This window comes from Streptomyces hiroshimensis (assembly GCF_014650335.1).
GTDB classification, from domain to species: Bacteria; Actinomycetota; Actinomycetes; order Streptomycetales; family Streptomycetaceae; genus Streptomyces; species Streptomyces hiroshimensis.
On the sequence record NZ_BMUT01000012.1, the window covers coordinates 85,183 to 99,699 of the forward strand.

Below are 14,517 nucleotides of genomic sequence, written 5' to 3' on the forward strand. Positions count from 1 at the left end.
TCCGGGCTCGTGGATCTGCGGTGAGGGGCGAAAAGCCCCTCGTGCCAGGCCTGATCAGCTCCGATCAGGAAGTCTTTTCGGTCAGGAGGCCTTGGAGGCCTCCGGCGCCTCGGCCTGAGCCGGGACGGTCGCCACGGGCTTGGGCGCCACGCGCGCGGGGGCCCACAGCCGGCGCAGGCCCACGGGGGCCGCCTGCCGCCCGCCGCGCCGGGCGAGGGCCCGTACGGCGAGGTCTCCGGCGAGCTGGACGACGGTGACGATGACGATCAGCAGCACGATGGTGATGTTCATCAGGCCGGTCTCGGAGCGCTGGTAGCCGTAGACGATGGCCAGGTTCCCGAGGCCGCCGCCGCCGACCGCGCCGGCCATCGCCGAGTAGCCGATGAGGGCGATGACGGTCGTGGTCAGACCCGCGATGACCGAGGGCAGCGCCTGCGGGAGCAGCACCTTGAAGATCACGGTCCAGGTGCCGCCGCCCATCGACTGGACGGCCTCGACGAGACCGTTGTCGACCTCGCGGAGGGCGGTCTCCACCAGCCGGGCGAAGAACGGGATCGCGCCGATGGCCAGGGCCACCACGGCCGCGCTGGGCCCGATGGAGGTGCCGACCACGAAGCGGCTGAAGGGGATCAGCCACACCATGAGGACGATGAAGGGCAGCGAGCGGCCGAGGTTGACGACCACCCCGATGACCTTGTTGACCACGACGTTCTGCAGCAGGCCGCCGCGGTCGGTGAGGACCAGCAGGATGCCCAGCGGCAGTCCGCCGAGGATGGTGTAGACGGCGGACCACCACACCATGAAGAGGGTGTCCAGACAGGCGTTCTGCAGCAGGGGCTGCATCTCGGTCCAGGTCACTTGGCACCATCCTTCAGGAGCGCGTCGGCCGGGGCTGTGTCGTGGGCGTTGCGCACATCGGCGACGTCCACCTGCAGCCCCTGCTCGCGCAGGAAGCCGATCGGGACGACGTTCTCCTCGAAGCGGCCGGGCAGCTCGATGCGCATCCGGCCGACCTGCTTGCCGCAGACGGTGTCCATCGCGGCGCCCAGGATCGAGATGTCGATGTTGTACGTACGGGAGAGCTGGGAGATGACCGGCTGGGTCGCGGCGTCGCCGTGGAAGGTGACGTCCACGACGGTGCGGTCCGGGCCGGACGGCTCGCCGCCGACGGGGAAGAGCTCGGCCGCGAGCTCCGAGCCGGGGGTGGCGAGGAGTTCGGAGACGGTGCCGGACTCCACGACGCGCCCGCCCTTCATCAGGGCCGCCGAGTCGCAGATGGTCTTGACGACCTCCATCTCGTGGGTGATGAGGAGGACGGTCAGGCCGAGCTGCCGGTTGAGGTCGCGCAGCAGCTGCAGGATGGAGCGGGTGGTCTCCGGGTCGAGCGCGGAGGTCGACTCGTCGGAGAGCAGCACCTTGGGGTCGCCGGCCAGGGCGCGGGCGATGCCGACGCGCTGCTTCTGGCCGCCGGAGAGCTGTCCGGGGTAGGCCTTGGCCTTGTCGGCGAGGCCGACGAGGTCGAGGAGTTCGAGGGCCTTGCGCTCGCGCTCCTTGCCGGAGACGCCGAGGATCTCCAGCGGCAGCTCGATGTTGGACTGCACGGTCCGCGAGGACAGCAGGTTGAAGTGCTGGAAGACCATGCCGATGCGGCTGCGCGCCTTGCGCAGCTCGGCGCCCGCACGGGTGCCGCGCCCGGCCAGGGCGGTGAGGTCCTGGCCCGCCACGGTCACCGTGCCGGAGCTGGGGCGCTCCAGGAGGTTGACGCAGCGGATGAGGGTCGACTTGCCGGCGCCGCTCTGACCGACGACGCCGTACACCTCGCCCTCCCGCACGTGGAGGTCGACGCCGTCGAGGGCGGTGACCTCGCGGCCGCGTGAGCGGTAGACCTTTGTCAGGCCCGTAGTGGTGATCACAGGGGTTTCCGTCACTGTCGAGTGCGCGGCGGTGGGGGGCGCCGGGCACGGGCATTCATTGCGGAGCGCGGCATAGGGTGCCCCGGCGTGCGCGTGGGCGCGGCTTCGGGGAGTCCTGGTGACGCGGGGCGGAGCTTTTCCGGTCCGGTCCGGTGGGACGCGGGACGCGGGCTCTACGGGTCTCGCTTCGGGGCGCGAGGCACGGAACGGGGGCCCTCAGCGGTCACACATTCGACACATGCGACGAGCAGCGCCGGGCGTCGTCATCGCCTCGGTCGCACAGGTGCGGCTGCTCGTCGTGGTCATGCGGGAAAGTAAAACAGACGGATGTGCGAGTCGGCCAAGCCTGTCCGAATAGCGGACGCGAGTGGCCGGTTCGTGGACACGGCCCGCTCCTCGTAAGTGATCTTCAAGCCACCGCCGGCCGCGCCACGACCTGCGGGGACGCGGGCAGCGGGCCCTGCGCCCGTACCCACCGGCCGGGGCGTGCGGATGCGCCGTGTGGTCAAGGCCACGAGCGGACGCGGCCCGGCGCGGGGCCGGGCGCGGGGTCGGGCGCGGCGCATTCCGGGCAGGCCATTAAAGTCGTCCCATGCTTGTCCAGCCCCCTCCGCACGCGCCCGCAGCCCGGTGGCCACGGTGATCGGCGCGCTGACGCTCGCGGTCGGAGTGACCGCCCTCGCGCTGGCCGCCTGGTGCGGCGTCGCCTTCTCCCGCGACCAGTCCACCAAGGACTGGCACTTCATCGGCATGGCCGTGGTGGCCGTCCTGGCCGTCGCCCAGCTCGTGGTCGGCGTCGTGCGACTGGCCGGAGGCGACAAGCCCGAGCAGGGCACCGCGATCTTCGTGGCCTACCTCATCGGCTCGGCGGCGGCCGTCCCCGCCGCGGGCTTCATGTCGCTCGCGGAGCGGACCCGCTGGGGCTCGGCCACCGTGGCGGCGGGCGCCGTGATCCTGGCCGTGCTCGAAGTGCGGCTCTACGACATCTGGGGAGGCTGACCGTGACCGAACCGACCACCCCCGCGGGGCCGGGCTTCAACCTCGGCGAGGGCCCGGGCCGGCTGCTGGTGTGGCTCTACGGCGTCTTCACCGTCGCCGCGGCCTCCCGCTCGATCGTCCAGATGATCCTGGACTTCGGCCGCGCCCCGCTGGCCTACGTCCTGTCGGCGATCGCCGCCGTGGTGTACGCCTTCATCACGTACTCCCTGGTCCGCGGCGGTCCCACGGCCCGCCGGGCGGCGCTCGTGTGCTGCGCCGCCGAGCTGGCCGGCGTCCTCGTCGTCGGGACGTGGACGCTCGCCGAGCCGTCCGCCTTCCCCGACGCCACGGTCTGGTCGGACTACGGCATGGGCTACCTCTTCATCCCGGTGATCCTGCCCGTCACCGCGATGGTGTGGCTGCGCCGGGCGGCACAGCCACAGGCCGGCTAGCGGCTCGTCGTCGCGAGCGCCGCCCCGGCGGCGCCCTGCGCGGACTCCGCCTCCTGCTCCCGGCGTTCCTTCTCCATCGTCACCAGCGTGAGCTTGCGCGTGACCTGCTCGGTGGCCACCTGCGCGTACCCCCACTTGCGGTACAGGCGCAGGTTCCCCTCGTTGCGGTGGCCGGTGGCGAGCCGGAAACGGCTCGCGCCCTCCTCCGCCAGCCGGGCCTCGACCGCGGCGAGCAGCCGCCCGCCCAGGCCGTGCCGCTGCATCCGGGGATGGACGATCATCCCGGAGATCACCGCCGTGTCCCCGGGGCCGGCCGCGCCGCGCACCGAGCCCACGACCTCGTCCCCGAGCCGGGCCACCAGGACGCAGCCGGCGCCCAGTTCGGCACGGAGCTCGGCGAGGGTCTGGGTGAGCGGTGCGATGGAGTAGTCGCCGTAGAGCTCGGCCTCGCCCTGATAGCAGAGGTACTGGAGTTTGAGGATCTGTTCGGCGTCGAGATCGGTCGCCGCAGAGATGGTCACGCTCATGCCCATGTGCCCACGCCTCCCCTTTTCGGTTCGGTCCGCCCTGACAGGAGCCGTCGCGGGTGTACGTCGCCTCCGTGGCGCCGGCTGTCTATCGCTCCTTTCCCCAGGGTTCAGGAGCAGCAACCTCCGCCGTCAGCATTCTGCGCAGGCATCCCAGGCAACGGGAACGTACCGGCCCCAAAGATCCTTGTGACATTCCCAACTCGCCTGCGATTTCTCGGTAGGTCGGGTCCTTGCGGGAGAGGAGGGCGGCCAGCAGCCGGGGGCACCGGCCGGGCAGCCGGCGCACCGCGGCGCGCAGCGCCCGGCCCTCCTCGGCGGCAAGTACCTGCTGTTCGACGCCCGCGTCGTGGCCGCCCGGCGGCTCGGAGTGGGTGGGGTCGTAGAGCACCTCGCGCCGTGCGCGGCGGCGTGCGGCGCGGGCCTCGGCACGGACGGTCGCCCGCAGCCGGGCCGCCGAGACGATGGTGCGGCTGTCACTGAGCAGCCGCACCCAGACGCCCTGTTCGAGGTCGGCGGCGTCGGTCCCGGCGACCGCGGCCGCCTCGGCGGCGCACTCCGCTTTGAGCAGGGGGCTCAGCCGGGTGAGGAGATCGCTCTGCGTCATGCGAGGCGGGACGTGTGCGCTTGCCGCGCCGGTTGCCGCTGTTGCGGCTTATCACCCGTCCGGGTGGCGGCCGGTCCGTTTGCCACGGCTTTCGACGCCGTACGGCGGTGCCGGACCGGCCTCAGTGGGTCAGCCCTTCAAGAACGCGCTGCGCGCGAGCACCGCGGTGTCGCAGTTGTCCGAGAAGATGCCGTCGATCCCGGTCGCGAAGTACGTCTTGAACGCCGCGAGCGCGTCACCGTACCCGTTGGGGTCGGTGCCCCGCCGGAAGTCCGCCGGCAGGAAGCTGTTCTCGTTGCGCATGGTGTACGGGTGCAGGATCAGCCCGGCGGCGTGCGCATCGCGTACCAGCGTCGTCGGCTTGGTCAGCTTGTCGTTCTTGTCCCGCGGGATGATCAGGTTCAGCCACGGGCCGATGCCCTGGGCGAAGCCGGAGACCCACTTCAGGCCCTTGGGCGTGATGAGGTCGGCCACCGTCCGCGGGTCCTTGGCCTCGACGAAGTCCCACGGCTGCGTCGTGAGGTCGTCCAGCAGGAGCACCTTCGGGCAGTCGACGCCCAGCCGGCCCAGCCGCTGGAGGCTGCTCGGCTCGAAGGACTGCAGGAAGGTGTACGCGTTGCGGCCCGAGCGGTTGTAGCGGCGCAGCAGCTTGGCGAGCCGCTCCTCCAGGCCGAGGCCCGCCTTGCGGAAGTAGGTGGGGTGCTTGGTCTCTATGTGCAGCCAGATGCGCCGGCCGCGCTTGCGGCCCTGCTCGTCGGCCCACTTCAGGACCTCTTCGAAGGTGGGCACCTGCCAGACGCCGTCGTAGAGGGTGTTGTGCTGCCGGTTGCCGGGGATACGCTCCTTGGCCCGCAGCGTCTTCAGCTCGGCGAGCGTGAAGTCCTCGGTGAACCAGCCGGTGTGGGCCTCGCCGTCGACGGTCTTCGTCGTCTTGCGGGAGGCGAACTCCGGGTGGGAGGCCACGTCGGTGGTGGCGGTGATGTCGTTCTCGTGGCGGCACACGAGGTGCCCGTCCTTGGTGGGGACGAGGTCCTGCTCGATGACGTCCGCACCGTTGTCGAGGGCGAACTGGTAGGAGCCGAGGGTGTGCTCGGGCCGGTAGCCGCTGGCGCCCCGGTGGCCGATGACCGTCGGCTTGGGCAGGTCCTTGTACGAGCCGCCGGCGCCGCCGTGCCCGTACTCCGCCGCCTGCCCGGCCCCCGCGGCCTGCCCGCGCTGCGCGGCCGAGGCCGTGCCCGCTCCGCCGCCGAGGACGACCGCTCCCGCGCCGAGGGCCGCGGCGGCCCCCAGAAGGGTGCGCCTGCCCGGCCGCTGCTCCTGATCCATGAACGCTCCTTGCTAGCGCGTCCCGGCGCCTCTCCGGCACCCGTCGGACGCGTGATCGTAAACATGTACGACTTCCGTCTGTGAAGACGAAGGTCAAACGGCGTGCAAACTCCTGTCAACACTCCGTATCGCGTCCGCCTACCCGGGGTGCGCAGGGCCCATACCGGCGAGTATGGTCACTCCCCTGCGCAGGCATGCGCCGCACCGACCATCACGACCGGAGGGCCCCCGTTGTCCCGCATCTTGCTCAAGGCGTTCCTCGGATTGCTCATGCGCGTCCTGTACCGCCCCAAGGTGGAGGGCACGGAGCACATCCCCGGCAGCGGACCGGTCATCCTGGCGGGCAGCCACGTGACGTTCGTCGACTCGCTCTTCCTCGCGCTGGTGATCAAGCGGCAGGTCTTCTTCATCGGCAAGGACGAGTACGTCACGGGCAAGGGGATCAAGGGCCGGCTCATGGCCTGGTTCTTCCGCAGCTCCGGCATGATCCCGGTGGACCGTGACGGCGGCCGCGGCGGTGTCGCGGCGCTGATGACCGGCCGTCGCGTCCTCGACGAGGGCAAGGTCTTCGGCATCTACCCCGAGGGCACCCGCTCCCCCGACGGCCGCCTCTACCGCGGCCGCACCGGCATCGCCCGCCTCGCACTGATGACGGGCGCGCCGGTGGTGCCGTTCGGGATGATCGGCATGGACAAGGTCCAGCCGGACGGCAAGGGCATGCTGCACCTCGCCCCGGTGACGGTGCGCTTCGGCGAGCCGCTGGACTTCTCCCGCTACGAGGGCATGGACCGCGACCGCTACATCCTGCGCGCTGTCACCGACGAGGTGATGAGCGAGGTCATGAGCCTGTCGGGCCAGGAGTACGTGGACGTCTACGCGACCAAGGCCAGGGCCTCGAAGGCCGCCTGACGCCACGTCACCTCGGGCCGTAGCCGACGCTGCTAGCTGCCCATACCGATGCAGTTGGGGTGGAAGGCCGGGTCGGCCGGACCCTTGCGCCCCAGCGCGTTGAGGACCCACTGGGCGACGACCGGGTCCTTGGTGGACTGGTCGTGCATGAAGAAGTCGAGCTTGCACTTGTCCTGCAGCACGACGTTGGTGACGCGCTCGGCCGGACCGTTCAGCAGGGCGCTGGTGTACGGGATGACGACCTCGTCGTAGCGCGTGGAGATGACGGTGTAGTCCGGCCCGGCCGGCGCCTCCTCGCCCTCGTTGAGCTTCTGCATGAAGGGCGAGCCCCAGCGCTGGTCGGCGCAGGACGGGCAGAACGTCCAGCCGGCCGGGACGGCCAGCGGGTTCTTCGTGCCGTGGTTGGACGGGACGATGCCGACGAGGTCGTCGACCTTGTCCGCGCCGCCCAGGAACTTCACGTAGTAGCGCGGCATCATGCCGCCCTGGCTGTGGCCGACGATGTCGACCTTCTTCGCGCCCGTGGCGCCGCGCACGGCCTCCACGAAGTCGCGCAGCTCCTCGGCCGCCTTCGGGATGGTGTCGGTCTCCATGTTGCCGTAGTTGAAGGCGAAGACGCAGTAGCCCGCCTCCTTCAGCTTCGGGGAGAGCGCGGCCCAGTTCTCGCCCATGAGCTTGAAGGTGCCGTTGACCAGCACGACGGGCTCGGGGTGGGCCGAATCGGGCTTGCAGGACCAGTCGTTGGCCCCGCGCGGCGGGATGTCGAGGACGGAGGCGGAGGCCGGGGCCGCTCCCAGGCCCGTGAGGCCCAGGGCCGCGGTGGCCGCGGCGGCGAGCAGCAGTCTGACCGTTCTGCGGAGGCGCATGAGGGGGGTTTCCTTTGGCAACGGGACGGCGGGGGACCGCCGTCGGAACCGAACCGCGTTCGACAATGTCGACCAGTGGTCGTGATCGTTGCCCGCGCATAAGCATCGCGTCAAGGGAAATTGTTTCCGGCATATGTCACACGGGCCGGGGCTTGCCGCCCCGGCCCGTCGTGCGCTTTGCTCATGTGAGCCCTACCCGGCTCAACCCGGTGAGCCCGCTTCCGTTTGCCGTACCCGCGCGACGGTTCAGCCGCCGTACCCCTCCTCCAGCTTCTGGCCGCGCAGCAGGAACCATGCGGCCGCGGCCGTGGCCAGCAGCACCACCGCGCCGACGCCGGAAGCGATCTGCAGCCCGTCGACGAAGGCTTCCTGCGCGGAGGTGAGCAGGCCCTCGGCCTGGGAGGGCGGCAGCGCGGAGGAGACCTCCACGGCGCCGCCGAGGGACTCGTGCGCCTCCGCGGCGGTCGCCGTCGGCACGCCCGCGGGGACGGCGAAGTCCCGGTAGACACCGGTGACGATCGAGCCGAGCAGCGCGATGCCGAGCGCGGCGCCGAGCTCGTAGGCCGTCTCCGAGACCGCCGAGGCGGCGCCCGCCTGCTCCTTGGGCACGCTGGAGAGGATCACGTCGGCCGTGACGGTGAAGGAGAAGCCCGCGCCGACCCCCACGACCAGCAGCGTCGCGCCGAGCACCGGGTAGGCCGTGTCGGACTCCAGCCAGACGAGCACTGCGAGGGCGACGCCGATGGCCGCGAGCCCGCCGGCCACCACCGACCGCACGGAGAACCGCCGGGCGGCCCGTCCCGCGAGCAGCCCCGCCGTGACCGCGCCGACCGCGGCCGGCAGCTCGGCCAGGCCCGCCTCCAGCGGGCTGCGCCCCTGGACGAGCTGGAGGAACTGCGACAGGAAGAAGACCATGCCGGACAGGCCGAGGACGGTGAGCAGGTCGGCCAGCACCGCGCCCGAGAAGCCCCTGTTGTGGAACAGGCGCATGTTCAGCAGCGGCGAGGGCAGCGTGAGCTGCCGGCGGACGAACCACACCAGCGCCAGCACGCCCACGGCCGCCGCCGCGGCGACGTCCCAGCCCGGCCCGTGCGTCGCACCCTCCTTGATCGCGTAGACGACGGCGATGACGCCGGTCATCGACAGCACCACGCTGAGCAGGTCCCACGGGCCGGGCGCGGGGTCGCGCGACTCGGGCAGCAGCCTGGCGCCGACGATCACCAGCACGGCCATCACCGGCAGGTTGATCAGGAAGACCGAACCCCACCAGAAGTGACCCAGCAGGAAGCCGCCCACGACCGGCCCGACGGCGGCGCCCGCGGAGGCCATGGCACCCCAGATGCCGATGGCCAGGCTGCGCTCCTTGGGGTCGTGGAAGATGTTGCGGATGAGCGCGAGGGTCGACGGCATCAGCGTCGCGCCCGCGACGCCCAGCAGGGCCCGGGCGGCGATCATCATCTCGGGCGTGGAGGCGTAGGCGTTGAGCACCGACACCGCGCCGAACGCCACCGCGCCGCACAGCAGGAGCTTCTTGCGGCCGATGCGGTCGCCGAGGCTGCCCATGGAGACCAGGAGCCCGGCGATGACGAACGAGTAGACGTCGCCGATCCACAGCAGCTGGGTGCCCGACGGCTGCAGGTCCTCGCTGAGGAAGGGCGTGGCCAGGCCGAGGACGGTGGCGTCCACGGCGACGAGGAGCACGGCCAGCGCGAGGACGGCGAGGGCGAGCCAGCGCCCGGGGCGGGGAGTCTCGGCGGGGGCCGCAAGGGCCTGCGGGCCGCCGGCGGTTCCGGTCACCGTTTCATCCTCCGCTCGGTATCGGTCCTTCGCTCGGCGCCGCCGAGCAACAGCTCGGCGACCATCCGGGGCATGTCCTTGGCGGCCACGCGCCGGTCCTGGACGGCCCAGGCGCCGGTGCCGATCAGGCCGTAGAGGGCCTCGGTGAGCCAGGCGGGGGTGAGGTCGAGCCGGAAGGACCCCTCCTCCTGCCCGCGGCGGAAGAGCTCCTGGACGCGGGCGTCGAGGCGGTTCCAGCCCTCGTTGGTGCCGTTCTCGTAGAGCTGGTTCTCGGTGAAGAGGAAGGCGAGCATGCCGGCGACGGGCTCGGCCTCGTCGATCAGGCGGCGGACGGCTCCGGCCGCGTCGCCCTCCTCGATCCGGGCCGCGTCCAGGGCCTGCCCGAACTGCTGGATGCCCAGGTCCTCCAGGGCGCGGACCAGCGCGTCGCGCCCCGCGAAGTGGCGGTGGAGGGTGGCGCGACCGATCCCGGCGGCCTTGGCGATCTCGTCCATGGAGGCGGTCGCCCTGCGCGTGAGCAGGGCGGCGGCCTCCCTCAGCACATGGTCTCGGTCAACACTCATGAGACGACGATAACCCGGATGAGACGTTAATGTCTCACTCGGGTTGTTGTCGTCTCATGAAAGGCGTGACCGTCTCAGGGAAAGCGGGGAAAGCACGGCCGTCTCAGCCGCGCTTGGCCTCCACCCACTCCCGCTGGACCGCCAGGTCCGTCTTGACCTCGCCGAGCTGGACCGCGACCGCGGACGGCGCGGTGCCGCCCCGCCCGCTGCGCGAGGCGAGTGCACCGGGCACGTTCAGGACCGAGCGGACCTCGGGCGTCAGGTGCGGCGAGATGGCGGCGAACTGCTCGTCGGTCAGGCCGTCCAGCTCGATGCCGCGCGCCTCGCACTCCTTGACGCACTCCCCCGCCACCTCGTGCGCCACACGGAACGGCACGCCCTGCTTGACGAGCCACTCGGCGATGTCGGTGGCCAGGGAGAATCCGGCGGGGGCCAGCTCCTCCATCCGGGCGCGGTTGACGGTGAGGGTCGCCATCATCCCGGTGAAGGCGGGCAGGAGGACCTCCAGCTGGTCGCAGGAGTCGAAGACGGGCTCCTTGTCCTCCTGCAGGTCCCGGTTGTAGGCGAGCGGGAGGGCCTTGAGGGTGGCGAGCAGGCCGGTGAGGTTGCCGATGAGCCGCCCGGACTTGCCGCGCGCGAGCTCGGCGATGTCCGGGTTCTTCTTCTGCGGCATGATCGACGAGCCGGTGGAGAAGGCGTCGTGGAGGGTCACGAAGGAGAACTCCTTCGTGTTCCAGATGATGACCTCCTCGGCGATCCGCGAGAGGTCGATGCCGATCATCGCCGTGATGAAGGCGAACTCGGCGACGAAGTCGCGCGAGGCCGTGCCGTCGATGGAGTTGCCCGACGAGCCGCGCTCGAAGCCGAGGTCGGCCGCGACCGCCTCCGGGTCGAGCCCCAGGGAGGACCCCGCGAGGGCCCCCGACCCGTAGGGCGAGACCGCCGTGCGCTCGTCCCACTGCCGCAGCCGCTCGGCGTCCCGCGAGAGCGCCTGGACGTGCGCGAGCACGTGGTGGGCGAACAGGACGGGCTGGGCGTGCTGCAGGTGCGTCCGGCCCGGCATGGCGACGTCGGCGTGGGCCTCGGCGAGACCCACGAGCGCCTCCTGCAGCTCGGCGAGGAGCCCGCCGATGATCCGGGCGTGGTCGCGCAGGTACATCCGGAAGAGCGTGGCGACCTGGTCGTTGCGGGACCGCCCGGCGCGCAGCTTGCCGCCGAGGTCCGGGCCGAGCCGCTCCAGCAGACCCCGCTCGAGCGCGGTGTGCACGTCCTCGTCGGCGATGGTGCCGGTGAAGGTGCCGTCCGCGACGTCCTTCTCCAGCCGGTCGAGGCCGCCCTGCATCCGCTCCAGCTCGTCGGCCGTCAGCAGGCCGGCCGTGTGGAGCACGCGGGCGTGGGCGCGGGAGCCGGCGATGTCGTACGGGGCGAGCCGCCAGTCGAAGTGGACCGAGGCCGAGAGTCTGGCCAGGGCCTCGGCAGGGCCGTCGGCGAACCGGCCGCCCCAGAGACGTACGTCGCCGCCGGCGGACTGGCTCTGCGGTCCCGTGGTCATCGTGCTGCTCCTCTGCGTGGCGCGGTACTGGGGCCTCCCCGGCCGCGGCGGGCCGGGGAGGCGGGAGAACGTCGGTGCGAGCCGCAGGCTAGTGGGCCAGGTCCCGCTTCGCCGCGATCTTGCTCGACAGGCCGAAGATCTCGATGAAGCCCTTCGACATCGACTGGTCGAAGGTGTCGCCCGTGTCGTACGTGGCGAGGTTGAAGTCGTAGAGCGACTTCTCGGACTTCCGGCCCGTGACGACGGCCCGGCCGCCGTGCAGCGTCATCCGGATGTCGCCGGAGACGTGCTCGTTGGCCTCGGCGATGAAGCCGTCCAGGGCCCGCTTGAGCGGGGAGAACCACAGGCCGTCGTAGACGAGCTCGGTCCACCGCTGCTCGACCTGCCGCTTGTACCGGGCGAGCTCGCGCTCGACGGTGACGGCCTCCAGCTCCTGGTGGGCGGTGATCAGCGCGATCGCGCCGGGCGCCTCGTAGATCTCCCGGGACTTGATGCCCACCAGCCGGTCCTCGACCATGTCGAGCCGGCCGACGCCCTGCGCACCGGCCCGCTCGTTGAGCTGCTGGATGGCCTGCAGGACGCTGACGGGCTTGCCGTCGATCGCGACCGGGACGCCCTGCTCGAAGGTGATGATCACCTCGTCGGCCTCCCGGGGGGTGGCCGGGTTGGCGGTGTAGTCGTAGACGTCCTCGATCGGGGCGTTCCAGATGTCCTCCAGGAAGCCCGTCTCGACGGCCCGCCCGAAGACGTTCTGGTCGATGGAGTACGGGGACTTCTTGGTGGTGGCGATCGGCAGGCCCTTGGCCTCGCAGAAGGCGATGGCCTTGTCCCGCGTCATCGCGTAGTCCCGGACGGGGGCGATGCACTTCAGCTCGGGGGCGAGGGAGGAGATGCCGGCCTCGAACCGCACCTGGTCGTTGCCCTTGCCGGTGCAGCCGTGGGCGACGGTGGTCGCGCCGTGCTTCTTCGCGGCGGCGACGAGGTGCTTGACGATCGTGGGCCGGGAGAGGGCGGAGACCAGCGGGTACCGGTCCATGTAGAGGGCGTTGGCCTTGATCGCCGGGAGGCAGTACTCCTCGGCGAACTCGTCCTTGGCGTCGGCGACCTCCGCCTCCACCGCACCGCAGGCGAGCGCGCGCTTGCGGATGACGTCCAGGTCCTCGCCGCCCTGGCCGACGTCCACGGCAACGGCGATGACCTCGGCGCCCGTCTCCTCGGCGATCCAGCCGATGGCGACGGAGGTGTCCAGGCCGCCGGAGTAGGCGAGTACGACGCGCTCGGTCACGGGTTTCTCCTTACGATGCATACGCTGATGGGCATAAGTATGCACTGCACCGTATGTTTCGTCAATGGCGACGAGTAATTGCCGAATGGTTGCAGTGCGTAGCGGGATCGTGACACAGAGGGGGTCTCGGACCCCGAATTTGGATCACGCAGCCAAACAGGATATTTTCTTTCTGCACGCCCCACCGGGAAGAAACCCCGGGAGGGACGAGCACCGGGACGTGGCGCAGCTTGGTAGCGCACTTGACTGGGGGTCAAGGGGTCGTGGGTTCAAATCCCGCCGTCCCGACCAGCGAACATCGCAGGTCGGAGGCCGTTTCCTCGTAAGAGGAAGCGGCCTTCTCCGTTTTCCGGGCCCTACGGCTTTCCTGGCTCTACGGCTTTCCGGTCCCTACGGTCCCGCCGGGCCCTGCTGGGGCTTGTCCGGGTCCACCCGCACGCCCTCCCTCAGGACCGCCGTCACGGCGTGCACGGCCGTGATGTCGGCGAGGGGGTCCCCGGCCACCGCCACGACGTCCGCGTCGAAGCCGGGCGCGATGCACCCCTTGCGGCAGGCGACGCCGCACGCGCGGGCCGCGGCCGAGGTCGCCGCGCGCAGCGCCTCCAGCGGCCCGAAGCCCGTCTCGGCCATGGCCACGACGCTGTACGGGTGGCTGCCGTGCGCCTTGACCGGGAAGATCCCCGAGTCGCTGCCGCACACCACGCCCACGCCGGCCTCCCGCATCGCGGCGAGCCCGGCGACCAGGCCGGGGATGCGGCGCGCGATCCGCGGCGGGGGCGGCGGGCCGCCGGGCAGCGCCCCCAGGGTGAGGGAGGCGACCACGCCCAGGCGGGCCATGTCGTCGAGGATCCGCCGGTCGTAGTCCACGCCGGTGTCGGTCTCGTCGCTCTCGTCGGTGATCTCGGTGACGAAGAAACAGTGTTCGACCATGTCGAACCCGGCGGCCACGGCGTCGGCAATGCCGGCCGCCGAGTGCGCGTGAGCCGTGGCGGGCAGCCCGTGCCGGTGCGCCTCGCGTACGGCGGCGAGCAGCTCGGCGTGGCTGTACTGCACGTGGAAGGGGTCCGAGCCGGGGGTCAGATCGCCGCCGGTCACCATCACCTTCACGACGTCGACGCCCCGCTCGGCGCGCTCGCGCACGGCCGCCCGGATCGCGTCGACGCCCTCGGCCTGCCCGCCGAGGAACCAGCAGTGGCCGCGCGCGGTCGTGATCGGCGGTCCGGAGGCGAGCACGGTGGGACCGGCCGTGGGGTCCTTGGCGGTCTCCTCGCGCAACCGCAGCGCGAGGTAGCCCCGGTCCCCCAGGTCCCGTACGGTCGTCACCCCCACGGCGAGCGCCGCCCGGCCCGCCGCCCGCATGCGGTCGAGCAGCTCCTCGTCTCCGGCGCGCCGCAGGCGTCCCACGGCGTCCTCGCTCGCGTCGAAGGCGAGGTGGACGTGGGTGTCCACGAATCCGGGGAGCAGCGTCACGTCCCCCAGGTCGAGCAGTTCGGCACCTGCGGGCACGCTCCCACCGGGGTGCACGGCGACGACCCGCCCGCCCTCGGCCAGCACCACGGGCCGTTCGACGAGCTCCGGCCCTATCCCGTCGAAGAGCTTCGCCGCGCGGATCGCGAGCATGTGTCCTCCCTTGCCCAATGACTGCCGTTGGGCTGGTGTTTACGGCGCCGATGCCCTGGCCCTTCGTCATCCTGCCCATTCCGGCGGCGCGGGAGCCTGCATCCGCCATGATTTCCGGGGGC

The 14,517-nt window shown here is 71.4% G+C and carries 14 protein-coding genes and 1 tRNA gene; 4 read left to right on the forward strand and 11 right to left on the reverse strand.

From position 1 onward, the window contains the following. Positions 1-81 precede the first annotated feature (81 nt). The gene (locus tag IE241_RS25525) at positions 82-858 is read right to left on the reverse strand and encodes a methionine ABC transporter permease (RefSeq protein ID WP_190024176.1); all 777 of its coding nucleotides are present in this window, start codon (positions 856-858) and stop codon (positions 82-84) included. Beyond that, entirely contained in the window at positions 855-1,913 is a 1,059-nt protein-coding gene (locus tag IE241_RS25530; protein ID WP_190024177.1) for a methionine ABC transporter ATP-binding protein, read from the reverse strand. The genes IE241_RS25525 and IE241_RS25530 overlap by 4 nt, the downstream gene beginning before the upstream one ends. Before the next feature lie 639 nt (positions 1,914-2,552). On the opposite strand from IE241_RS25530, the gene IE241_RS25535 reads away from it, so the two are divergent. Next, positions 2,553-2,912, forward strand: coding sequence for a hypothetical protein (locus tag IE241_RS25535; protein WP_190024350.1), 360 nt, complete (start codon positions 2,553-2,555; stop codon positions 2,910-2,912). A 2-nt stretch (positions 2,913-2,914) separates the two neighbouring features. Continuing rightward, on the forward strand, positions 2,915-3,343 hold the full coding sequence (locus tag IE241_RS25540; RefSeq protein ID WP_190024178.1) for a hypothetical protein: 429 nt from the start codon (positions 2,915-2,917) through the stop codon (positions 3,341-3,343). Here IE241_RS25540 and IE241_RS25545 read toward each other — a convergent pair. The 3 genes from IE241_RS25545 to IE241_RS25555 form a co-directional block, all read right to left on the reverse strand. Beyond that, a complete protein-coding gene (locus tag IE241_RS25545) occupies positions 3,340-3,876 on the reverse strand; it encodes a GNAT family N-acetyltransferase (RefSeq protein WP_190024179.1) in 537 nt (178 codons plus the stop codon). The two genes, IE241_RS25540 and IE241_RS25545, sit on opposite strands and share 4 nt — an antisense overlap. A gap of 82 nt (positions 3,877-3,958) precedes the next feature. After that, positions 3,959-4,477 (reverse strand): sigma-70 RNA polymerase sigma factor region 4 domain-containing protein, encoded by a 519-nt coding sequence (locus IE241_RS25550; RefSeq protein WP_058045229.1) that lies wholly within the window; start codon positions 4,475-4,477, stop codon positions 3,959-3,961. Between the two features lie 129 nt (positions 4,478-4,606). After that, positions 4,607-5,803, reverse strand: a complete 1,197-nt coding sequence (locus IE241_RS25555) for a glycerophosphodiester phosphodiesterase (protein ID WP_190024180.1) — start codon at positions 5,801-5,803, stop codon at positions 4,607-4,609. 231 nt (positions 5,804-6,034) lie between these two features. Here IE241_RS25555 and IE241_RS25560 point away from each other — a divergent pair, with 231 nt between their 5' ends. Beyond that, positions 6,035-6,712 carry a lysophospholipid acyltransferase family protein gene (locus IE241_RS25560; RefSeq protein ID WP_190024181.1) on the forward strand — a complete coding sequence of 226 codons (678 nt, stop codon included), beginning with the start codon at positions 6,035-6,037 and terminating at the stop codon, positions 6,710-6,712. Between the two features lie 32 nt (positions 6,713-6,744). Here the strand turns inward: IE241_RS25560 and IE241_RS25565 are convergent, their stop codons facing one another. The 5 genes from IE241_RS25565 to IE241_RS25585 form a co-directional block, all read right to left on the reverse strand. Further along, positions 6,745-7,578 (reverse strand): alpha/beta fold hydrolase, encoded by an 834-nt coding sequence (locus tag IE241_RS25565; RefSeq protein ID WP_190024182.1) that lies wholly within the window; start codon positions 7,576-7,578, stop codon positions 6,745-6,747. Positions 7,579-7,824: 246 nt separating this feature from the next. Further along, the gene (locus tag IE241_RS25570) at positions 7,825-9,375 is read right to left on the reverse strand and encodes an MFS transporter (RefSeq protein WP_190024183.1); all 1,551 of its coding nucleotides are present in this window, start codon (positions 9,373-9,375) and stop codon (positions 7,825-7,827) included. Continuing rightward, on the reverse strand, positions 9,372-9,938 hold the full coding sequence (locus IE241_RS25575) for a TetR/AcrR family transcriptional regulator (protein ID WP_190024184.1): 567 nt from the start codon (positions 9,936-9,938) through the stop codon (positions 9,372-9,374). Before IE241_RS25575 ends, IE241_RS25570 begins: the two co-directional genes overlap by 4 nt. Positions 9,939-10,041: 103 nt before the next feature. Continuing rightward, positions 10,042-11,490, reverse strand: coding sequence for an argininosuccinate lyase (argH, locus tag IE241_RS25580; RefSeq protein WP_190024185.1), 1,449 nt, complete (start codon positions 11,488-11,490; stop codon positions 10,042-10,044). A gap of 88 nt (positions 11,491-11,578) precedes the next feature. Next, positions 11,579-12,775: an argininosuccinate synthase gene (locus IE241_RS25585; protein WP_190024186.1), complete on the reverse strand. Its 1,197-nt coding sequence runs from the start codon at positions 12,773-12,775 to the stop codon at positions 11,579-11,581. Between the two features lie 214 nt (positions 12,776-12,989). Here IE241_RS25585 and IE241_RS25590 point away from each other — a divergent pair. Beyond that, positions 12,990-13,066, forward strand: a tRNA-Pro gene (locus IE241_RS25590). 99 nt (positions 13,067-13,165) lie between these two features. Here IE241_RS25590 and IE241_RS25595 read toward each other — a convergent pair. Continuing rightward, complete coding sequence (locus IE241_RS25595; RefSeq protein ID WP_190024187.1) at positions 13,166-14,395, reverse strand: amidohydrolase family protein; 1,230 nt, start codon at positions 14,393-14,395, stop codon at positions 13,166-13,168. Positions 14,396-14,517 lie beyond the last annotated feature (122 nt).

Excerpts from the sequence above, each read along its gene's own strand:
- IE241_RS25545 (WP_190024179.1), bottom strand. The coding sequence starts at position 3,876 with ATGGGCATGAGCGTGACCATCTCTGCGGCGACCGATCTCGACGCCGAA.
- IE241_RS25550 (WP_058045229.1), bottom strand. The coding sequence starts at position 4,477 with ATGACGCAGAGCGATCTCCTCACCCGGCTGAGCCCCCTGCTCAAAGCG.
- IE241_RS25555 (WP_190024180.1), bottom strand. The coding sequence starts at position 5,803 with ATGGATCAGGAGCAGCGGCCGGGCAGGCGCACCCTTCTGGGGGCCGCC.
- IE241_RS25565 (WP_190024182.1), bottom strand. The coding sequence starts at position 7,578 with ATGCGCCTCCGCAGAACGGTCAGACTGCTGCTCGCCGCCGCGGCCACC.
- IE241_RS25575 (WP_190024184.1), bottom strand. The coding sequence starts at position 9,938 with ATGAGTGTTGACCGAGACCATGTGCTGAGGGAGGCCGCCGCCCTGCTC.
- argH (WP_190024185.1), bottom strand. The coding sequence starts at position 11,490 with ATGACCACGGGACCGCAGAGCCAGTCCGCCGGCGGCGACGTACGTCTC.
- IE241_RS25595 (WP_190024187.1), bottom strand. The coding sequence starts at position 14,395 with ATGCTCGCGATCCGCGCGGCGAAGCTCTTCGACGGGATAGGGCCGGAG.